This is a genomic window from Actinacidiphila yanglinensis, from assembly GCF_900107965.1.
In the GTDB taxonomy this organism is placed as follows: Bacteria; Actinomycetota; Actinomycetes; order Streptomycetales; family Streptomycetaceae; genus Actinacidiphila; species Actinacidiphila yanglinensis.
In genome coordinates, this window is record NZ_FNVU01000017.1 from 113,267 (window position 1) to 134,792 (window position 21,526).

Annotated in this window: 16 protein-coding genes; 2 read left to right on the forward strand and 14 right to left on the reverse strand. The window is 70.9% G+C overall.

Translation table 11 applies throughout. The annotated features are described in order from the left end of the window. Positions 1–122 precede the first annotated feature (122 nt). The 10 genes from C4U44_RS30175 to C4U44_RS30220 form a co-directional block, all read right to left on the reverse strand. Positions 123–1,619, reverse strand: coding sequence for a CYTH and CHAD domain-containing protein (locus C4U44_RS30175; RefSeq protein WP_103889212.1), 1,497 nt, complete (start codon positions 1,617–1,619; stop codon positions 123–125). Positions 1,620–2,340: 721 nt separating this feature from the next. After that, positions 2,341–3,537, reverse strand: a complete 1,197-nt coding sequence (gene rodA, locus C4U44_RS30180; RefSeq protein ID WP_103889213.1) for a rod shape-determining protein RodA — start codon at positions 3,535–3,537, stop codon at positions 2,341–2,343. Then, positions 3,537–5,780 carry a penicillin-binding protein 2 gene (gene mrdA / locus C4U44_RS30185; RefSeq protein ID WP_103889214.1) on the reverse strand — a complete coding sequence of 748 codons (2,244 nt, stop codon included), beginning with the start codon at positions 5,778–5,780 and terminating at the stop codon, positions 3,537–3,539. The genes rodA and mrdA overlap by 1 nt, the downstream gene beginning before the upstream one ends. 119 nt (positions 5,781–5,899) lie before the next feature. After that, a complete protein-coding gene (mreD, locus tag C4U44_RS30190) occupies positions 5,900–6,604 on the reverse strand; it encodes a rod shape-determining protein MreD (RefSeq protein WP_103889215.1) in 705 nt (234 codons plus the stop codon). Between the two features lie 4 nt (positions 6,605–6,608). Continuing rightward, positions 6,609–7,610 carry a rod shape-determining protein MreC gene (mreC, locus tag C4U44_RS30195; protein ID WP_103889216.1) on the reverse strand — a complete coding sequence of 334 codons (1,002 nt, stop codon included), beginning with the start codon at positions 7,608–7,610 and terminating at the stop codon, positions 6,609–6,611. Between the two features lie 140 nt (positions 7,611–7,750). Continuing rightward, positions 7,751–8,773, reverse strand: coding sequence for a rod shape-determining protein (locus C4U44_RS30200; protein ID WP_103889280.1), 1,023 nt, complete (start codon positions 8,771–8,773; stop codon positions 7,751–7,753). A gap of 255 nt (positions 8,774–9,028) precedes the next feature. Next, positions 9,029–9,442, reverse strand: a complete 414-nt coding sequence (ndk, locus tag C4U44_RS30205; protein ID WP_103889217.1) for a nucleoside-diphosphate kinase — start codon at positions 9,440–9,442, stop codon at positions 9,029–9,031. 69 nt (positions 9,443–9,511) lie between these two features. Beyond that, the gene (locus C4U44_RS30210) at positions 9,512–9,847 is read right to left on the reverse strand and encodes a DUF4233 domain-containing protein (protein WP_103889218.1); all 336 of its coding nucleotides are present in this window, start codon (positions 9,845–9,847) and stop codon (positions 9,512–9,514) included. A gap of 65 nt (positions 9,848–9,912) precedes the next feature. Further along, positions 9,913–11,475 (reverse strand): bifunctional tetrahydrofolate synthase/dihydrofolate synthase, encoded by a 1,563-nt coding sequence (gene folC, locus C4U44_RS30215; RefSeq protein ID WP_235032464.1) that lies wholly within the window; start codon positions 11,473–11,475, stop codon positions 9,913–9,915. A gap of 75 nt (positions 11,476–11,550) precedes the next feature. Next, the gene (locus tag C4U44_RS30220; protein WP_103889219.1) at positions 11,551–14,187 is read right to left on the reverse strand and encodes a valine--tRNA ligase; all 2,637 of its coding nucleotides are present in this window, start codon (positions 14,185–14,187) and stop codon (positions 11,551–11,553) included. 174 nt (positions 14,188–14,361) lie between these two features. Here C4U44_RS30220 and C4U44_RS30225 point away from each other — a divergent pair, with 174 nt between their 5' ends. Together C4U44_RS30225 and C4U44_RS30230 are read left to right on the forward strand one after the other, a co-directional pair. Further along, a complete protein-coding gene (locus tag C4U44_RS30225; RefSeq protein WP_103889220.1) occupies positions 14,362–15,360 on the forward strand; it encodes a DUF5336 domain-containing protein in 999 nt (332 codons plus the stop codon). Positions 15,361–15,527: 167 nt separating this feature from the next. Continuing rightward, complete coding sequence (locus C4U44_RS30230; RefSeq protein ID WP_103889221.1) at positions 15,528–16,553, forward strand: hypothetical protein; 1,026 nt, start codon at positions 15,528–15,530, stop codon at positions 16,551–16,553. 102 nt (positions 16,554–16,655) lie between these two features. Here C4U44_RS30230 and clpX read toward each other — a convergent pair whose 3' ends face one another. From clpX to tig, 4 genes are all read right to left on the reverse strand, one after another. Further along, complete coding sequence (clpX, locus tag C4U44_RS30235) at positions 16,656–17,939, reverse strand: ATP-dependent Clp protease ATP-binding subunit ClpX (protein ID WP_103889282.1); 1,284 nt, start codon at positions 17,937–17,939, stop codon at positions 16,656–16,658. Positions 17,940–18,100: 161 nt separating this feature from the next. Then, on the reverse strand, positions 18,101–18,784 hold the full coding sequence (locus C4U44_RS30240; protein ID WP_407642914.1) for an ATP-dependent Clp protease proteolytic subunit: 684 nt from the start codon (positions 18,782–18,784) through the stop codon (positions 18,101–18,103). A gap of 112 nt (positions 18,785–18,896) precedes the next feature. Then, positions 18,897–19,511: an ATP-dependent Clp protease proteolytic subunit gene (locus C4U44_RS30245; protein WP_103889222.1), complete on the reverse strand. Its 615-nt coding sequence runs from the start codon at positions 19,509–19,511 to the stop codon at positions 18,897–18,899. 411 nt (positions 19,512–19,922) lie between these two features. Continuing rightward, positions 19,923–21,353 carry a trigger factor gene (gene tig / locus C4U44_RS30250; RefSeq protein WP_103889223.1) on the reverse strand — a complete coding sequence of 477 codons (1,431 nt, stop codon included), beginning with the start codon at positions 21,351–21,353 and terminating at the stop codon, positions 19,923–19,925. Positions 21,354–21,526 lie beyond the last annotated feature (173 nt).

Here is a 21,526-nt window from a genome sequence, read left to right on the forward strand (position 1 = left end):
GCCCCGGCGGCACGGCCGTCCGGGGGGAAGGTGACCCTCAACAGTACCCGAGGTGCGGAGGGCGCCCGGCCGCCCCGCCTCGGGCAGCTGTGCCCACGCGCGCGGGGTGCGGACTCCCGCCGTCAGCCCTCGCGTTCCGCCGCGGCCCACGCCTCGGGCAGCCGGGCCTCCGTCTCCGCGGCGATCTCCCGTTCGGCCCGCACGACCGCCTCGTACGGTGCCGGGTCCTCCCCCGCCGCCTCGGCCCGGCCGCGCAGCCGGGCGACCGCGGCCCGGCACATCACGCTGTCCTGGTGCTCGCCCAGCAGCTGCTGCACCGCCTTCATCCGCGCGGTGTACGCGGCCGCCGGCGCGCCGAGCACCGGCTGGGCCGCCTCGCCGGAGTAACGGGCCCGCTTGGCGTCCTTGCGCGCCTCGTGCAGCGCGACGTCCCGCTCCCGGCCGGGCGGCAGCGCGAGCGCGGCGCGTACTGCCCCGCCCAGCCGTTTCCGGTTCCGCCGGACGGTGGCGGCGACCGCCTCGGCCGCGGGGTCGGCGGCGCCCGGCAGGTACGGCGGCTCGGCCAGCAGCAGGTCGAAGGCGTCCAGCAGCGCGAAGTAGCGGGCGCTGTCGAGGGCGCGGACGACGGCGGCGTGCGCGGTGCCCGCGTGCGGGTCGGCTCCCACCGGCAGTTCGGTGTGCACCCGGCGGCGCAGCGCGTCCACGCCTGGGCCCGGTTCGAGGTCGGCCAGGCGCCGGTCGAGGCGGGCGGCAAGTACCTCGCGGTCGCGCTCGGCGCCGAGGATCTCGGCGAGCCACTTCAGCTCGCCGCCGAGCGGGTCGGTGACGCCGCGGTCCACGACGTGCCCGAAGCTCTTCAGCGCGGAGCGGGCCCGGCGGGTGGCGACGCGCATCCGGTGCACCGCGTCCTCCTCGGCGCGCCGGACCGGCGGGTCGAGGGCGACGATCGCGGTGAGCTGGGCGCGCAGGTACGCGGTGGCGGCGTCACCCGCGGTGGCGTCCGGGCCCGGCGGTTCCGGGTGGTCGCTGACGGGTGCGGGGCGGCGGCTGCCGAGCGCGCGGGCGAGCTTGGAGGGGGCGTCGGAGCGCGTCACGCCCGCGTCGCGCAGCCGCTGCTCGACCGCGTCCAGCAGGGCTTCGTCCCCGGCGTACAGCTCGACCTCGATCTCGGACCAGGAGGGGCCGGGCTTCGCCCTGACCTCGTCGTAGGCGACCTCGGCGAGGGTGCGGCCCGCGTCGTCCAGCAGCAGCACCCGGCGGCGGGTGGTGCGCAGCCGGACGATCGGGGTGAGGATGCGGCCGCGGACCAGCGCGGCGACCTCCGCGCGGAGGTCCTCCGGGGGTGTGCCGGGGGCGGCGAGCGGGGCGTGGATCTCGGTGCGGGTGTCGGGGCGGTCGGTGGGGAGTTTCAGGTGCCAGCCGTCGTCGTCGCCGCCTTCGCGGCGGCGCAGCGTGATGCGGTGGGCCGCGAGGGTGAGGTGGGAGGTGTCGTAGTAGACCGCGTTCAGCCGCAGCGGGGCCAGGGCCCGGGTGCCGGCGGTCAGCCCGGTGAGGTCGGGCAGGTCGTGGCGGGGGCCTGTCTCGTACGTGCGTTCCGTCTCCGCGGAGGTTCGGCCCATACAAGGACGGTATGCCCGTCCAGGCCCCCTGGCTATCCCCTCCGGGGGCCCAGCCGCCCCCACGGCACCCCCACGCGCAAGGGTGCCCACCCCCCGGTGAAGGGGTCCCCTCACGGGCAGAGGGTGCCCACTCCCCCCGGTGGAGGGGTGCCCTCACGAGCCACGGCCCCTTCCCCCGCCCCCGGGGGCCCTCACGGGCAAAGGATGCCCACTCCCCGTGCCGGGGTTGCCCTTGCGGGCGACGGCAACCCCCAGGGGCGCGGGGAACTGCGCGCTCAGCCGGCGCGGCGCAGCCGGGGACCCGCAGGCCCAGCCCCCGCGGCGATGTCGCCGGACCACCGGCCGGTGGCCGGTTGCTCGCGCAGTTCCCCGCGCCCCTGATTGGCACCCTCCGCCCGCAAGGGCAACCCGAGGCCGGGGAAGGGGCACCCTCTGCCCGTCAGGGCACCCCGGCACGGGGAGTGGGGCGCCCTCACGGCAGGAGGGCCCCCTCAGGGGCGCGGGGAACTGCGCGACAAGCCACGGTGGCGGCGCACCCAACCGGCAAGGGGAGCCCCCCACACGGGGAGCGGGCACCCAACCGGCAAGGGGAGCCCGCGCACGGGGAGCGGGCACCCAACCGGCAAGGGGAGCCCGCGCACCGGGGAGTGGGTACCCCCGCACGGGGAGGGGCGCCGGGGGGCGCGAGGGCACCCTGGGGGCGGCTGAGCCCAGCGGAGCGTCACGCGGACATGGGGCGCTGCATCTTCACGGACTGCAGCATCCCTATGGCCACGAAATTCGCGAACATCGACGATCCCCCGTAAGAGACAAAGGGCAAGGGAATCCCCGTCACCGGCATGATCCCCAGCGTCATCCCGATGTTCTCGAACGACTGGAAGGCGAACCACGCGACGACCCCCGCCGCCACGATCGTGCCGTACAGATCCGTGGCGTTGCGGGCGATCGTGCAGGCTCGCCAGAGGATCAGCCCGATCAGGGCGACGATGAACGCCGCGCCGACGAACCCGAGTTCCTCGCCCGCCACGGAGAAGACGAAGTCCGTCTGCTGCTCGGGCACGAACTGACCGGTGGTCTGGCTGCCGTGGAACAGGCCCTTGCCGAGCAGCCCGCCGGAGCCGATCGCGATCCGCGCCTGGCTGGTGTTGTAACCGACCCCGGAGGGGTCCAGCGCGGGGTTGGCGAACGCCGCGAACCGGTCGATCTGGTACTTGTCGAGGATGCCGAGCTGCCAGACCAGGATGGAGCCGACGATCCCGGTGCCGATCAGCCCGAACACCCAGCGGCTGGACGCACCCGAGGCGAGCAGCACCCCGAGCACGATCGCGCCGAGCACCATCACCGAGCCGAGGTCCGGCATCAGCAGGATGATCACCACCGGCAGCGCGGCCAGCGCGAGCGACTGCGTCACCCGGCGGTGGTCGGGATGCACCTGATCCCCGGCGTCCACCCGGGCGGACAGCACCATCGCCATGCCGATGATGATGGAGATCTTCACGAACTCCGACGGCTGCACCGAGAACCCGCCGCCGATGATGATCCAGGAGTGCGCACCGTTGACGGTCGAGCCGAGCGGGCTGAGCACCGCGAGGATGCCGAGGATCGACAGCGCGTAGAAGAACGGCACGATGGTGCGCATCCGGTGGTGCCCTATGGCCATCGCACCGATGCACAGCGCCAGCCCGATCCCGGCGTTCATCACATGGCGGATCAGGAAGTAGTACTGGTCGCCGTGGGTGAGGCCGGTACGGTTGCGGGTCGCCGAGTAGACCAGCAGCGAGCCGATGAAGCACAGCAGCAGCGTGGCGAAGAACAGCAGCCAGTCCATCCGGCGCACCACGGAGTCCCGGGCGAAGAGCTTGCCCAGGGCGGAGCGTTCCGGGGTGAAGCGCCGGACCGAGTAGGTGTTCGCGCTCATCACGTGTACTTCCTGCCGTACAGCAGCTTCTCGGTGCGGGTCGGGGTGAGCGCGGCCAGTTCGGGGACGGGGGCGCCGCCCTGCGGTCCGGCCGGGCTGTTCGCGAACTGGTCGGTGGCGCTGGTCACGAAGGCCGCCTGCTGGGCACTGACCGCCGCGCCGTCCGCGGAGAACTTCGGCAGCGCGGTGACCGGCTTGGGCATGATGCCCTTCTTGGGGTCGATCTTCTGGCCGTCCTTCTGGATGCCGTACATCGCCTCGTAGATCCGGCGGACCGCCTCACCGGAACCGCCGGAACCGGTACCGCCCTGGGAGATCGTCATGACGATCGTGTAGTCCTTGGTGTACGTGTCGAACCAGGACGTGGACTGCTTGCCGGAGACCTCGGCCGTACCGGTCTTGGCGTGCAGCGGGATCGTGTCCTGCGGCCAGCCCTGGAACTTCCAGTCGGCGGTGCCCTCGGTGACCACGCCGGCCAGTGCCTGGTTGATGTACTTCAGCGTGGACTTGCTGTCGGGCAGCTTGCCGACCGCCTTCGGCTTGATCGGCGTGACCGTCTTGCCGTCGGGGCTTATCACGGCCTTGGCGATGGTCGGCTGGTACAGCGTGCCGCCGTTGCCGAGGGCCGCGTAGATCCGCGCCATCTGCACCGGGGTGACGAGCGTGTCGCCCTGGCCGATCGCGTAGTTGACCGAGTCACCGGCGCGCAGCACGTAGCCGTCGGGGCAGTTCTCGATCGCGATGGCTACCGCCAGCGACGGGTTCTTGTCGTTCTTGTGCTTCTTGGCCGTCGCGCACCAGTCGTCCTTGTTCTCCTCCCAGAAGTCCTTCTTCCACTGGCGGTCCGGGACCCGGCCGGTGACCTCACCGGGGATGTCGATCCCGGTCTTCGCGCCGAGGCCGAAGTCGTGGGCGGTCGTGTAGAACCAGTCCTTGGGGTGCTTGGGGTCGGTCCCGCCGTCCTTCTTCCACTGGTCGTAGGAGATCCCGTAGAAGACGGTGTCGCAGGAGACCTCCAGGGCGCGGGCCAGCGAGATGGGGCCGTAGCTCTCGTTCTCGTCGTTGTGGAAGACCTGGGAGCCGATGTTGAACGACGAGGAGCAGTCGTACGGGCCGTCCTCGGTGTAGCCGGCCCGGATCGCGGCGGAGGTGGAGACCACCTTGAAGGTGGAGCCCGGCGCCGACTCGCCCTGGATGGCGCGGTTGAGCAGCGGGTAGTTGGACTTCGCGTCGGTGAGTGCCTTGTAGTCCTTCGCGGAGATGCCGCCGACCCACTCGTTCGGGTCATAGGTGGGCTCGCTCGCCATGGCGACTATCTGACCCGTGTGGTTGTCCATCACCACCGCGGCGCCGGAGTCCGCCTTGAAGTTCTCGTGCGTGACCGGGTCGTACGTCGTGCGGGCGGCCTTCATCGCCGCGTCGAGTTCCTTCTCGGTCACCGCCTGCACCTTGGAGTCGATGCTGGTGACGAGGTTGTCGCCGGGGGTGGCCGGGGTGTCGCCGGCCTTGCCGATCACCCGGCCGAGGTTGTCGACCTGGTACGTGGTGACGCCGGCCTTGCCACGCAACTCATCGTCGTAGGTGGCCTCCAGACCGGACCGGCCGACCTGGTCGGAGCGCAGCAGCGGGTTGCTGGTCTTCTCGGAGGCGGCGACCTCCTTGTCGGTGACCGGGGAGAGGTAGCCGAGCACCTGGGCGGCGTTGGCCTTGTCCGGGCTGGGGTAGGTGCGCACCGCGGTGGGTTCGGCGGTGATACCCGGGAAGTCCTCGCGGCGCTCCATGATCTGCAGCGCCTGCTGGGTGGTGGCCTTGTCCGTGATCGGGATCGGCTGGTACGGCGAACCGTTCCAGCACGGGCGCGGCGTGTGCGCGTCGCAGAGGCGCACCTTGTCCATCACGTCCTGCGGCTTCATGCCGAGGACCGCGGCCAGCCGGGTGAGGACGGCGGTGCCGCCGTCCGACTGCTGGAGGAGGTCGGTGCGGCTGGCGGAGACCACCAGCAGGGTCTCGTTGTCGGCGATCGGCACGCCCCGGTCGTCGAGGATCGAGCCGCGCACGGCCGGGGTGACGACCTGCTGGATGTGGTTGCTGTTCGCCTTGGCGTCGTACTCCTGGCCGTTGCGGATCTGGAGGTACCACAGCCGGCCGCCGAGGGTCAGCAGCAGCGAGAAGACCAGCACCTGGAGGATGACCAGCCGGATGGTGACCCGGCTGGTCCGCCCGGTTTCAGGGATGTTGCTCATCTATTCGCTCTCCCGCATCGCCTGCGGCATGGGGGCGCCCCCATCTCCGCGCGCCCGGCCCGGAGCCGCGCGCTTCGTCGTCGTCTGCGGCCCGGGGGCCTGGTGTGCGCCGCGCGCCGTCATCGCCGCGCCCCCCTGGCCAGCACGCCGCTGAACTTGGCCCGGCCGAACAGGCCGCGCTGCGGGGTGATGCCACCGCCCACGCCCGCCTTGGGACGGGTCCTGCCGCGCGGCCGGAACCGACCGCCCGACCGGCCGCCACCGGACCGCCCGCCGCCGAAGCCGCCACCGAACCCGCCCGCGGCGTCGTCGGCGAGCGGGTCGCGGTCGAACCGTCGGGCCAGCGCCATGACGAGCGGAACCACGAAGGGTGCCAGCAGCAGGTCGTAGAGCGTCGCGGTGAACACCAGCTTGGCCAGGCCGACATGGGCCCCGGCGGTGTCGCCGACCAGGCTGCCGACGCCCGCGTACAGCAGCGTGGTGGCGATAGCGGCGCCGATGACCACCAGCATCGGGCCCGCGGCGGTGCGCAGTTGGCCGCTGTCGGGCTTGGCGAGGCCGGCTGCGTAGCCGATCACGCACAGCACCAGGGCGTAGCGGCCGACCGCGTGGTCGGCGGGGGGCGCGAGGTCGGCGAGCAGTCCGGCGAAGAAGCCGATCAGGCAGCCGCCGACGTGGCCGTAGGTGAGGGCCAGGCCGAGCACCGTCAGCAGCAGCAGGTCGGGGACCGCGCCGGGCAGGTGCAGCCGGGCCAGCACGCTGACCTGGGCGACCAGGGCGACCACCACCAGGACGGTGGAGAGCACGATCCGGTTCAGGCGCATGGGCTCAGCCCCCGCTGGTGTAGGTCGGGTTGGGCTGCTCGGTGCCCGGAGGGAGCGCGGTGCCGGTGCTGGTGTCGGACCCGGGGGTGTCGCCCGGCGACGGGGTGTTCGTCGGCTTGGGCTTCGTCGGGGGCGGCGGGGTGGTGGGCCGCGGCGGCAGCACGCTGTCGCGCGGATCGGTGCGCGGCCCGACCACGACCACGCCCACCACGTCCAGCCGGGTGAAGCCGACGTAGGGCTGCACCTCGACGGTCTTGGTGAGGTTGCCCGCCGACGGTTCGACGCTGACCACCTTGCCGACCGGGACACCTGGCACGAACGGCTTGTCCGCCTCCGAGCCGAAGGTGACCACCCGGTCGCCCTTGTGCACGTCGGCCTTGCCGTCGAGGAGTTGGACCCGCATCGGCCGGTTGCCCTGGCCGGTGGCGAAGCCGATCTCCTGGGTCTTCTCCAGCCGGGTGCCGACGGTGAAGTCCGGGTCGTTGGCCAGCAGCACCGTGGAGGTGGAGCGGCCGACGGTGGTGACCCGGCCGACGAGCCCGTCGCCGTTGATGACGGTCATGTCGCGCTTGAGGCCGTCACCGCTGCCGGCGTCGATGGTGACCGTCCAGGAGAAGCCCTGGGCGGCTCCTATCGCGATGACCTGGGCGCCCTTGACGGTGTACTGCCCCGCGCCGGCGACCTTGAGGAGCTTGTCCAGCTCCTTGGCGCGGGTGCGGGTGGTGTCGTTGCTGCCGAGTTGCTGCTTGAGAGCGGCGTTCTCGCGTTGCAGCCGCTTGATGGTGCTGCTGTCGTGGCCGGAGTCCCGGACCGCGTCGACGGCGTTGCCGACCGGGTCGACGACACCGGACACCGCGTTCTCCACCGGACCGAAGGCGGACTGGGCCGCCTGTCGCGGCCGGTCGAGCGGTGAGTTCTCGCCGCCGCGGATGTCGACGGTGATGAGCGCGAGCGCCACCACCACCAGCAGTACCAGCAGCAGCCGGCTCTCCTTTGTGTCCCTCACGGCCGCCAGTCCGTGCCTTCCTCATCGGACCCGCCGCCGCCGGGGCCGCGGCCGGTCAGAACTACTGTGCTGGATTGCGCCCGCATCCGTGGCCGCGGTGGATACCGCGCCTCCGGCGCTGGGGGCGGTTCAACTCTGCGTCATCTGCGGGGGGCCGCGTCGAGGACCTGCTGCAGCGCCTCGAACTCCTCCACGCACTTGCCCGCGCCGAGCGCCACGCAGTCCAGCGGGGACTCGGCGATGTGGATCGGCATGCCCGTCTCGTGGCGCAGCCGCTCGTCCAGGCCGCGCAGCAGCGCGCCGCCACCGGCCAGCACGATGCCGCGGTCCATGATGTCGCCCGACAGTTCGGGCGGGCACTTGTCGAGCGTGGTCTTCACCGCGTCGACGATCGCGTTCACCGGTTCCTCGATGGCCTTGCGGACCTCGGCCGCGGAGATCACCACGGTCTTGGGGAGCCCGCTCACCAGGTCGCGGCCGCGGATCTCGGTGTGCTCGTCGTCCTTCTCCGCGGCGAACGCGGAGCCGATGGTCAGCTTGATCTGCTCGGCGGTGCGCTCACCGAGCAGCAGGCTGTACTCCTTCTTGATGTGCTGGATGATCGCGTTGTCCAGCTCGTCGCCGGCCACCCGGATGGACTGGGCGGTGACGATGCCGCCGAGGCTGATCACCGCGACCTCGGTGGTGCCGCCGCCGATGTCGACCACCATGTTGCCGGTGGCCTCGTGCACCGGCAGCCCGGCGCCGATCGCGGCCGCCATCGGCTCCTCGATGATGTGCACGGTACGGGCACCGGCCTGGGTGGCGGCCTCGATCACGGCGCGGCGCTCCACGCCGGTGATACCGGACGGCACGCACACCACGACCCGCGGGCGGACCATGTAGCGGCGGCGGTGGATCTTGAGGATGAAGTAGCGGAGCATGCGCTCGGTGATCTCGAAGTCGGCGATGACGCCGTCCTTCAGGGGTCGCACCGCGACGATGTTGCCGGGGGTGCGGCCGATCATCTTCTTCGCCTCGGCGCCGACCGCCAGGATGCCACCGGTGTTGGTGTTGACCGCGACGACCGACGGCTCGTTCAGGACGATCCCGCGGCCCCTGACGTACACCAGCGTGTTGGCGGTCCCGAGGTCGACAGCCATGTCACGGCCGATGAACGACATGTTGTTCGCCATGTGGATACGTCTGGCCTTCCCGAGCGTGGGCGGAGGTTCCATCGTAGTCGCGCCGGGCTGGGCGCGGTGTCGGGGTTCCGACGCCATTGTCATCAGAACACACAGCGGACCTCAGTAATGGTGACGCCGTGTCGGAGTGTTTGGTTCCCGTTCGGCCCCGGTACCTGCCGGAACGGGCAAGGCCGGAGCGGCGGTCGGACCGTGTCCGCACCGACCCCCGGGACCTTACGCGCCGCCGCGGCGTTACGCCAAGGAGGGGAAGAAGAGCTTGATCTCGCGCTGCGCGGACTCCTCGGAGTCCGAGGCGTGCACCAGGTTCTCACGCGTGATGGTGCCGAAGTCCCCCCGGATGGAGCCGGGTGCGGCCGCGATCGGGTCGGTCGGGCCGGCCAGTGCGCGCACTCCCTCGATCACCCGCTCGCCCTCGACGACCAGGGCGACGGCCGGGCCGGACGCCATGAACTCCACCAGCGCCTCGTAGAACGGCCGTCCGACGTGCTCGGCATAGTGCTGCTCCAGGATGGCGCGGTCCAGCGTGCGCAACTCCAGTGCGCTGATGGTCCAACCGGCCTTGCGCTCGATCCGGCCCAGGATCTCGCCGACCAGGCCGCGGCGTACGGCGTCCGGCTTGAGGAGGACAAGGGTGCGCTGGGACACGGGGCGACTCCTGATGCGTATGACAAGCGAATGTGACGACGAGCCTACAAGGCGCGTGCGGGTCGGTTGTCAGGCGGCTTGCGCGGCATGCCGGGCTCTGATCTCGTCGACCTTGCGACCGAAGTGGATCGACGCCCACCACAGGGCGGCGAAGATCACGCCGAGCACGAACATCGTACCGACCACGAAGCCGCTGGCGATCAGCCCGACCTGCAGCGCCCAGCCGATGACGACCGCGCCCGGGCGGCTGAGCACCCCGCACAGCAGGATGCACAGCGCCATCGCGATACCGCACACCGTCCACACGGTGCCCATCGACAGGTCGGGATGCTTCATCGCGACCAGCCCGGCGAAGCCGATGACGAAGAACTCGCCGATCAGCGTGCTCGAACACAGGGTCCGCATGCCCGGGCCCCCTTCCCTCTCGCTCTCGTGTACGTCCGCATCCCCGCTCGCATCCCGCCGCCCGCCTACCTGCGGGCCAGCAGCAGCCGGGCCTGCCCGACGGTGATGACCGAACCGGTGACCAGCACCCCGGCGCCGGAGTACTCGCCCTCCTCCTCCGCGAGGGTGACCGCCGCCTCCAGCGCGTCGTCGAGCCGCGGCTCGACCTGCACCCGGTCCTCGCCGAACACCTCGACGGCCAGGGCCGCCAGCGCGTCGACGTCCATCGCCCGCGAGGTGGAGTTGCGGGTGACCACGATCTCCGCGAAGACCGGCTCGAACGCCTCCAGCAGGCCGCGCACGTCCTTGTCGCCGCTCGGGCCGACCACGCCGACCAGGTGGCTGAAGCCGAACACCTCGCTGATCGCGGCCGCGGTGACCTGCGCGCCGGCCGGGTTGTGCGCCGCGTCCAGCACGACGGTCGGGCTGCGGCGCACCACCTCCAGCCGGCCGGGCGAGGTGACCGCCGCGAACGCGCCGCGCACGGTGTCCAGATCGAGGGTGCGCTGGTGCACGCTGCCGACGCCGAAGAACGCCTCCACCGCGGCCAGCGCGAGGGACGCGTTGCGCGCCTGGTGCTCGCCGTGCAGCGGGAGGAAGACCTGGTCGTACTCGCCGCCGAGGCCGCGCAGGGTCAGCATCTGCCCGCCGACGGCCACTTCGCGGTGCAGCACGCCGAACTCGGCGCCCTCGCGGGCGACGGTCGCCTCCACCTCCACCGCGCGGCGCAGCAGTTCCCGCGCCGCGTCCGGCGGCTGCTGGGCGAGGACCGCGGTGGCGCCCTTCTTGATGATGCCGCCCTTCTCCACGGCGATCTCGCCCGGGGTGGAGCCGAGCCGGTCGGTGTGGTCCAGCGCGATCGGGGTGACCACGGCGACGGAGCCGTCCACCACGTTGGTGGCGTCCCAACTGCCGCCCATCCCGACCTCGACCACCGCCACGTCGACGGGCGCGTCCGCGAAGGCGGCGTACGCCATGCCCGTGAGCACCTCGAAGAAGGACATCCGGTGCGGCTGGCTGTCGTCGATCATGCCGATGTACGGCAGGATGTCGCGGTAGATCTCGATGAAGCGCTCGGCGGGGATCGGGGTCCCGTCCAGGCTGATCCGCTCGGTCACCGACTGCACATGCGGGCTGGTGTAGCGGCCGGTGCGCAGTTCGAAGGCGAGCAGCAGCCGCTCGATCATCCGCGCGGTGGAGGTCTTCCCGTTGGTGCCGGTGATGTGGATCGCCGGGTAGGAGCGCTGCGGCTGGCCGAGCACGTCCATCAGTGCGGCCATGCGCTCCAAGGAGGGGTCGAGCTTCGTCTCGGGCCAGCGGCCCATCAGCTCGTCCTCGACCTCGCGCAGCCGCTGGTCCAGTTCGGGGTCTTCCGGCCGGGACGGCACGTCGTCCTCGGGGGCGGGCGGGGTGACCTGGGCGCGCAGCGTACGGCTGCCGGCCTCGATGACCGCCATGTCCGCCTCGCGCGGCCCGTCGCCGTCCCCGCTGTCGTCGAACCTGTCGTCGCCGTCGGAGGTGTCCCCGTCGACGGCGTCGCCGGCGAAGCCGTCGTCCGGGAAGTCGTCGTCCTGCCGGTGCTCGCTCACGGCGTCCAGTCTACGGAACGGGCCCGGGCCTCTCGGCCCGGGCCCGTGCCGCGGCAGGCGGCGGGTCGCGCGGGGTCAGCCGGCCGGCAGCGCGGCCAGCTGGGCGGTGATCCGGGCGATGTCCTCGTCGGCGGCGGCCAGCCGGGTGCGGATGCCCTCGACCACCTTCTCGGGGGCCTTGCCGAGGAACGAGTCGTTCCCCAGCTTGCGCTCGGCCTGCTGCTTCTCCTTCTCCGCGGCGGCGAGGTCCTTGGCGAGCCGCTTGCGCTCGGCGGCCACGTCGATCGCGCCGGACAGGTCCAGGGCGACCCGCGCGCTGCCCACCGGGAGCGTCGCGGTGGCGTGGAAGCCCTCGCCGGCCGGCTGGAGCCGCAGGAGCTGCCGGATGGCGTCCTCGTGCGGCGGCAGCAGGGTGCCGGCCAGGGTCAGCTCGGCCGGGACCCGCTGGCCGGGCTGCAGTCCCTGGTCGTTGCGGAACCGGCGGACCTCGGTGACGAGCCGCTGGACCTCGGCGATCTCCGCCTCCGCGGCGGCGTCCCGGAAGCCGCTGTCGCGCGGCCAGTCCGCGGTGACCACGGTCTCCTTGCCGGTGAGGGTGGTCCACAGCGTCTCGGTGACGAACGGCACGATCGGGTGCAGCAGCCGCAGCGTGACGTCCAGCACCTCACCGAGCACCCGCCCGGAGACCCTGGCCGGATCACCGCCCTTGAGGAAGGTGGTCTTGGACAGCTCGACGTACCAGTCGAAGACCTCGTCCCACGCGAAGTGGTAGAGCCCGTCGGAGAGTTTCGCGAACTGGTAGTCGTCGTAGAACGCGTCGACCTCCGCGACGACCGTGTTCAGCCGGGACAGCACCCAGCGGTCGGTCGCGGACATCTCCTCGGGTGCCGGCAGCGGACCCTCGACGGTGGCGCCGTTCATCAGGGCGAACCGCGTCGCGTTCCACACCTTGTTGGCGAAGTTGCGGGAGGCCTGGACCCAGTCCTCGCCGATCGGCACGTCCGCGCCGGGGTTGGCGCCGCGGGCCAGGGTGAAGCGGACCGCGTCCGAGCCGTAGGCGTTCATCCAGTCCAGCGGGTCCACCGAGTTGGGGTTGGACTTGGACATCTTCTTGCCGAACTCGTCGCGGACCAGGCCGGTCAGCGCGATGGTGTGGAACGGCGCGACGCCGTCCATCGCGTAGAGGCCGAACATCATCATCCGGGCGACCCAGAAGAAGATGATGTCGTGGCCGGTGAGCAGGACGTCGGTCGGGTAGAACTTCGCCAGGTCCGGGGTCTGCTCGGGCCAGCCCAGGGTGGAGAAGGGCCACAGGCCGGAGGAGAACCAGGTGTCCAGGACGTCGGAGTCCTGGGTCCAGCCCTCGGCGGCCGGGGGCGGCTGCTCGTCGGGACCGACGCAGACCTGCTCGCCGTTCGGCCCGTACCAGACCGGGATGCGGTGGCCCCACCACAGCTGCCGCGAGATGCACCAGTCGTGCATGTTGTCGACCCAGTCGAAGTACCGCTTCTCCATCTCCTGCGGGTGGATGCGGACCCGGCCGTCGCGAACCGCGTCGCCGGCCGCGCGGGCCAGCGGCTCGACCTTGACCCACCACTGGAGCGACAGCCGCGGCTCGATGGTGGTCTTGCAGCGCGAGCAGTGGCCGACGGAGTGGACGTAGGGACGCTTCTCGGCCACGATCCGGCCCTGCTCGCGCAGCGCCTCGACGATCGCCGACCGCGCCTCGAAGCGGTCCAGACCCTGGAACGGGCCCGGGGCGGTGATCACCGCGCGCTCGTCCATGACGGTCAGCGACTCGAGGTTGTGCCGGCGGCCGATCGCGAAGTCGTTCGGATCGTGGGCCGGGGTGACCTTGACCGCGCCGGTGCCGAACTCGGGGTCGACGTGCTCGTCGGCGACCACCGGGATGGTCCGGTCGGTGAGCGGCAGCTTGATCCGCCGGCCGACCAGATGGGCGTACCGCGCGTCGTCGGGGTGGACCGCGACCGCGGTGTCGCCGAGCATCGTCTCGACCCGGGTGGTGGCGACCACGACGGTGTCGTCGCCCTCGCCGTAGCGCAGGGAGACCAGCTCGCCGTCGTCGTCCTGGTAGTCCACCTCGATGTCGGAGATGGCGGTCATGCAGCGCGGGCACCAGTTGATGATCCGCTCGGCGCGGTAGATCAACTCGTCGTCGTAGAGCTTCTTGAAGATGGTCTGGACGGCCTTGGACAGGCCCTCGTCCATGGTGAAGCGCTCGCGGGACCAGTCGACGCCGTCGCCGAGCCGGCGCATCTGACCGAGGATGCGGCCGCCGTACTCCTCCTTCCACCGCCAGGTGCGCGCGACGAACTCCTCGCGGCCCACGTCCTGCCGGGACTTGCCCTCCTCGGCGAGCTGCTGCTCCACCTTGTTCTGCGTGGCGATGCCCGCGTGGTCCATGCCGGGCAGCCACAGCGCTTCGTACCCCTGCATGCGCTTGCGGCGGGTGAGGGCGTCCATCAGCGTGTGCTGGAAGGCGTGGCCGAGGTGGAGGGTTCCCGTGACGTTCGGCGGCGGGATGACGATGGTGTACGGCGGCTTGTCGCTCTTGGCGTCGGCCTCGAAGTAGCCGCGCTCCACCCACCGCTCGTACAGCGGCCCCTCTACCTCGGCCGGCGTGTACTGGGTCGGCAGATGGGGGTCGCTGTGCTGCCCGCTGTCGGGGCGCGGATGAGTGTTGTCGGTCACGATGCCGATTCTAGTGGGCCCGCGGCTTTGCTCCCGACTGCTTATCCACAGGGCCTCCACAGGGCGGTCCGGGGCGGTCCGCGGACTTCGTACCGAATCGGTCGCGGGCGCCAGGGGCCGCGCGAACGCGGGGTGCGGGAGGATGAGCGCAATCGTCAACGGAGGGGACGAACCATGAGCTACAACGAGCCGCCGCCGAACCCGTACGGCAACCAACCCCAGGGTGGCGGCTACGGCCAGCCCCAGCCCGGCCCGCCGCAGCAGGGCGGCTACGGGCAGCCCCCGCAGCAGGGCGGTTACGGCCAGCCCCAGGCGCAGCCCGGCTACGGCTACCCCCAGCAGGCCCCGCCGCCCACCCCGCCGTACGGCGGCCAGGCACCCCAGCAGCCCGCGTACGGCCAGCAGCCCGGCTACGGCCAGCAACCGCCCTACGGCCAGATACCGCAGCAGCCCGGCTACGGCTACCCGCAGCCCCCGCAAGGCGGGAACGGCAAGCGCAACGGCCTCATCATCGGCATCGTCGTCGCGGTGATCGCGGTCGGCGCCGGCGTCTACTTCGCCACCAGCGGCGGCAGCGGCAACTCCTCCTCCCTGCACGACGACGGCAAGAAGTACACGCTCACCACCCCCGACACCGTCGCGGGCGAGTACCAGAAGAACGACGACTTCTCCGACGACTCGGCCTTCGAGGACGACAACATCACCAAGCTGGAGGCGCTCGGCGTCAGCAGCCCGAAGCAGGCCGGCGCCGGATACCTCAAGGGCGACGAGAGCAGCGGGAACGTGCTGGACTTCGGCGGTGTCCACGGCACCGTCAAGGACCCGGCCAAGGCGCTCGACGGGACCTTCGAGATGCTCGACAAGGGCACCCAGGAGGACGCCGAGAAGGGCACCAAGGTCGAGGTCGTCGGCAGCCCCCAGACGGTACACCCGACCGGGATGAAGACCGACGCCCTGATGAAGTGCCAGCGGGTCAACGAGACCGAGGTGGACTCCGGTCAGACCATCACCATCCACACCACCGTGTGCGTGTGGGCGGACTACAGCACCGTCGGGTACATCATCCCGATCGACCTCGCCTCGGCGATCAGTGGCGGCGGCACGGCCCCGGCCCTGAACGACGCCGCGAACCTGACGGCCAAGGTGCGCAACGACGTCGAGGTCCCCGCCTGAGTCGAGGTCCCCGCCCAGAGCGCTCCGCCACCACCCGCCGGGGGCGCAACCGGTCCTGAACCAGGCCGTCATGACGACACCTGTTACGGATCGGTTGCGCCCCCGGGGTCGGGAAGGGGCACGCCATCCGGGAGGATGGGCGGACTCGTTAACGGAGGGGACGAACCATGAGCTACAACCAGCCGCCGCCGAACCCGTACGGCAACCAACCCCAGGGTGGCGGCTACGGCCAACCGCAGCCCGGCCCGCCGCCGCAGGGCGGCTACGGCCAGCCCCCGCAGCAGGGCGGCTACGGGCAACCGCAGCAAGGCGGTTACGGCCAGCCGCAGGCCCAGCCCGGCTACGGCTACCCCCAGCAGGCCCCGCCCCCCGCCCCGCCGTACGGCGGCCAGGCACCTCAACAGCCCGCGTACGGCCAGCAGCCCGGCTACGGCCAGCAACCGCCCTACGGCCAGGTGCCCCAGCAGCAGGGCTACGGCTACCCGCAGCCGCCGCAGGGCGGGAACGGCAAGCGGAACGGCCTCATCATCGGCGTGGTCGTGGCCCTGGTCGCGGTCGGCGCAGGCGTCTTCTTCGCCACCAAGGGCGGCGGCAGCAGCTCGTCGTCGCTGCACGACGACGGCAAGAAGTACACGCTCACCACCCCCGACACCGTCGCCGGCAGCTACACCAAGAGCAACGACTCGGGCAGCGACGGCTTCGACGACGACGACCTCACGAAGATCAAGGCGCTGGGCGTCAGCGACCCGACGCAGGTCAGCGCCGCCTACACGAAGGGCAGTTCGGCCCTGGCCAGCCAGCTGCTGGAGTTCTCCGGTGTCTACGGCACCGTCAAGGACCCCAACAAGGTCGTCGACGGCATGTTCGCGATGCTGAAGCAGGGCACCGAGGAGGACAAGAAGGACGGCACGAAGGTCGAGACCTCGGGCAGCCCGCAGTCCGTCAAGCCCGCAGGCATGAAGAGCGACGCGATCATGAAGTGCCAGACGATCAAGGAGACCGGCCAGGATTCCGGCCAGACCGTCACCATCAACACGACGGTCTGCGTGTGGGCCGACTACAGCACGGTCGCCTACATCCTGCCCGTCGACACCGCCGCTGCCGTCGCCGGCGGCGGCAGCGCCCCGTCCATCAGCGACGCGGCCGACCTGACGAGCAAGGTCCGCAACGACGTCGAGGTGGAGGCCTCCTAGCCGCACCTGCGACGCGCACACCACGAAGGGGGGCACCCCGGTCGAAGAACCGGGGTGCCCCCTTCGTGTGCCGCGTCGCCAACCCCGCGGGGCCGGCGGTTGTTACGCGCTCTTCTGCTCGCCCTGGCCCGCGATGCGCGGGTCGCGCGGCACGAGGGTCGGGTTGACGTTGGAGTGCACGACGTCGGCGGTGACGACGACGCGGGCGACGTCCTGACGGGACGGCACCTCGTACATCACCGACATCAGCACCTCCTCCATGATGGCGCGCAGGCCGCGGGCGCCGGTCTGCCGCAGGATCGCCTGGTCGGCGATGGCCTCCAGCGCGCCGCGCTCGAACTCCAGCTCCACGCCGTCGAGTTCAAAGAGCTTCTGGTACTGCTTGACCAGGGCGTTGCGCGGCTCGACGAGGATCTGGAGCAGCGCCTCGCGGTCGAGGTTGTGCACGTTGGTGATCACCGGCAGGCGGCCGATGAACTCGGGGATCATGCCGAACTTCACCAGGTCCTCCGGCATGATCTCGGAGAACTGGTCGGCCATGTTCAGCTCGCGCTTGGAGCGGATGGTCGCGCCGAAGCCGATGCCCTTGGCGCCCGCCCGGGCCTCGATGATCTTCTCCAGACCAGCGAAGGCGCCGCCCACGATGAACAGCACGTTCGTGGTGTCGATCTGGATGAACTCCTGGTGCGGGTGCTTGCGGCCGCCCTGCGGCGGCACGGAGGCGGTGGTGCCCTCCAGGATCTTCAGCAGCGCCTGCTGGACGCCCTCGCCGGAGACGTCGCGGGTGATCGACGGGTTCTCGCTCTTGCGGGCGACCTTGTCGATCTCGTCGATGTAGATGATGCCGGTCTCGGCCTTCTTGACGTCGTAGTCCGCCGCCTGGATCAGCTTCAGCAGGATGTTCTCGACGTCCTCGCCGACGTATCCCGCCTCGGTAAGGGCGGTGGCGTCGGCGATGGCGAACGGCACGTTCAGCATGCGAGCGAGGGTCTGCGCGAGCAGCGTCTTGCCGGAGCCGGTCGGGCCGAGCAGCAGGATGTTGGACTTCGCCAGCTCGATGGCGTCGTCGTGGCCGGGACGACCGCTCTCACCGGCCTGGACCCGCTTGTAGTGGTTGTACACCGCGACCGACAGGGCCTTCTTGGCCGGCGCCTGCCCGACGACGTAGCTCTCCAGGAACTCGTAGATCTCCCGCGGCTTGGGCAGGTCCTCCCAGCGCACCTCGGAGGACTCGGCGAGCTCCTCCTCGATGATCTCGTTGCAGAGGTCGATGCACTCGTCGCAGATGTAGACACCGGGACCTGCGATGAGCTTCTTCACCTGCTTCTGGCTCTTTCCGCAGAACGAGCACTTCAGCAGGTCTCCGCCGTCACCGATGCGTGCCACGAGGTCTTTCCCCTTCGCCTGGGCTCCGCCGACCTTCAACGGGGCCTGGTGCTTCTCTCATCGACGGTACCTTGCCGCGCCCTCCGTGTGGGCCCCCCTGGACGTACTCGCGATCCGAGTACCCGCCGGGTCCCGCACGGAGAGCGCAGCTTACCCGTCCTTCAGACGCCCACGGACGTCTTGCGGGTGGACACGATCTGGTCGACCAGCCCGTAGGCCAGCGACTCCTCCGCGGTGAGGATCTTGTCGCGCTCGATGTCGTCGCGGATCTGCTCGATCGGCGTGGTGGAGTGCTTGGCGAGCATCTCCTCCAGCTGCTGGCGCATCCGGATGATCTCGTTGGCCGCGATCTCCAGGTCGGAGACCTGGCCGCGGCCGGTCTCGCTGTACGGCTGGTGGATGAGCACCCGCGCGTTGGGCAGCGCCATCCGCTTGCCGGGGCTGCCGGCCGCGAGCAGCACGGCCGCCGCGGAGGCCGCCTGGCCCATGCAGACCGTCTGGATGTCGGGCTTCACGAACTGCATCGTGTCGTAGATCGCGGTCAGCGCCGTGAAGGAGCCGCCGGGGCTGTTGATGTAGACCGAGATGTCCCGGTCGGGGTCCATCGACTCCAGGCACAGCAGCTGCGCCATGACGTCGTTGGCGGAGGCGTCGTCGATCTGCACGCCGAGGAAGATCACGCGCTCCTCGAAGAGCTTCGCGTACGGGTCGTACTCGCGCACGCCCTGCGAGGTGCGCTCGACGAAGCGCGGGATGACATAGCGGGCCTCCGCGCCGAACAGGCCGGGCCGCTCGGCCGCGGTGCGCTCGTAGAGGCCGCTGCCGGGGAAGTTCAAGGGGTTCACGTCCACCCTCTCCAGGTGATGAGGTGCGTCGAGATGTCGGGGGCCGGGCGGGCGCGGCCGGTGCGCCGGCCCTGCCGGGCGGGCGCGGCCGATGCCACCGGTGCGGCCTGCCTCAGGAGGCGGGCGCCGCGCCGGTGCCGCCGCCGCCGGGGACGTGCGCGGCGGAGAGCATCACGCCGTCCACCAGGCCGTACTCCCGCGCCTCCTCTGCGGAGAACCAGCGGTCGCGGTCGGAGTCCTTGGTGATCTGCTCGAAGCTCTGCCCGGAGTGCTCGGCGATCAGCTCGGCCATCCGGCGCTTGGTGTGCAGCAGCTGCTCGGCCTGGATCTTGATGTCGGTGGCCGAGCCGCCGAGGCCCGCGGAGGGCTGGTGCATCAGGATGCGGGTGTTCGGCAGCGCGAACCGCTTGCCGGGGGTGCCCGCGGTGAGCAGGAACTGGCCCATCGAGGCGGCCATGCCCATCGCGATGGTGACCACGTCGTTCTTGATGAACTGCATCGTGTCGTAGATCGCCATGCCGGCGGTCACGGAGCCGCCGGGGCTGTTGATGTAAAGGAAGATGTCCTTGTCGGGCTCAGCCGCGAGGAGAAGAAGCTGCGCGGTGATCCTGTTGGCGATGTCGTCGTCGACCGCCTGGCCGAGGAAGATGATCCGCTCGCCGAGCAGTCGGTTGTAGACCTGGTCGCCGAGACCGCCCGGGCTCGGCTCGCCGGCGGCGGTAGGCATCGGAGTCGTCACGTATCCACCTGCTCGTTGTCAGACGGTCGAAGTGGCCGTCACGGTCTTCGTCCGGGCGGGAGCGGCGCTGACTCGAGCCGCCACCCCTGCCCTCCTACTTGTGGACCCTAACGCGCAGGTGGGGCCCAGCAATCCCCTACGCGGGACTGTTCGCTGTGAGCGCATGACGGCCGGGGAGCGTTTGGGTCGGCCCGGCCTGGGCCGGCGTGGCCGCCAGGGGCCGCGGCCACCCGGATCGGGGGCGCGGAAGCGCGAAAGGGGCGCGGGGAACGGCGCGCGCGGCCACCAGGGCACGGGACCCCGCCACCGCCCCGGAGGGCGGCTGCGGTCGTGCTCGGGGCACCACCGGCCGGAGCCGGTCGCGCGCGGGGTTCCCCGCGCCCCTTCGGGGCGCTCCGGTCAGGCCTTGTCGGACTGCTCGGTGCTCTCCGGGGTCTCGTCCGCCGCGTCATCGGCGTCCGTGCCGGCATCGGCGTCGGAGGCCGCCTCGACGGTCTCGGCGTCCTCGTCCTCCTCGTCGGACAGGTCGACCTCCTCGCCGTTGCTGTCGGTGACCTTGACGGCCTCGACGACGACGGCCAGCGCCTTGCCGCGGGCGACCTCGCCGACCAGCACCTGCACCTGGTTGTTCTCGACGACGGCCTGCGCGAACTGGTCGGGCGACATGCCCGAGCTCTGGGCGCGGCGCATGAGGTGCTCGGTGAGCTCCTCCTGGTTGACCGAGAGCTTCTCGCTCTTGACCAGCTCGTCCAGGATGAACTGGGTCTTGATGCCCTTGGTCGCCTGGGCCGAGACCTCCGCGTCGTACTCCTCGCGGGTCTTGCCCTCGCGCTCCAGGTAGGTGTCCCAGGTCAGGCCCAGCGCCGGGAACTGGTGGTGCTCCAGGTTGTGGGTGCGGGTCTCGATCTCGCTCTCGAGCAGCTTCTCCGGGATCGGCACCTCGGTCAGCTCGATGAGGGCGTCGAGGACCTTCTCCTGGGCCTGGGTGGCCTGGTCGTAGGTCTTGATCCGCTCAAGGCGCTTGCGGGAGTCGGCCCGCAGCTCCTCCAGGGTGTCGAACTCGGAGGCGAGCTGCGCGAACTCGTCGTCCAGCTCGGGCAGTTCGCGGGCCTGGACGTCGGTGACGTCGACCTTGACCTCGGCCTCCTCGCCGGCGCCGGTGCCACCGCTGAGCGAGGAGGTGAAGGTGGCGGTGCCGCCCTTCTCCAGGCCGGTGACGGCCTCGTCGATGCCGTCGAGGAGCTGGCCCGAGCCGATGGTGTAGCTGACGCCGGTGGCGACGCCGTCCTCCAGCACCTTGCCGTCGACCGACGCCTGGAGGTCGACCACGACCACGTCGCCCTCGGCGGCGGCACGCTCGACCGGGGTGGTGGTCGCGAAGCGGTCGCGCAGCTGCTCCAGCGAGGTGTCGACGTCCTCCTCGGGCACCTCGATGGCGTCCACGGTGACCTCGATGCCGGAGTAGTCCGGGATCTCGATGGTCGGCCGGATCTCGACCTCGGCGGTGAACTTCAGTTCGTCACCGTCATTGAACTCGGTGATGTCCACGTCGGGCTGGCCGAGCACGCTGTCGGAGAGTTCACCCTCGGTGACCGCCTCCGTGTAGAACTTCGGCAGCGCCTCATTGATCGCCTCTTCGAGGACCGCGCCACGGCCGAACCGCTGGTCGATGACGCGCGCAGGGATCTTGCCCTTGCGGAAGCCCGGCACCGTGACCTGCTGGTTGATCTTCTTGTACGCCGCGTCGAGGCTGGGCTTGAGCTCCTCGAAGGGCACCTCGACAGTGAGTCGAACCCGGGTCGGGTTCAGAGTCTCGACGGCGCTCTTCACGGTTGGGTCTCCTTGGGGGCTTTACGTTGATGGGGGCCACTCACTTGCGCGCGGGCGGTGCCGCGCGTCGGGTCGCCGACCGCCCATCCTACCGGTAGTGCCAAACGCCCCGGACGGGGTCGATCCGATCCGCCGCGACATCGCGGCCCTCTCGCCGCGCTGCCGCGCTGTCG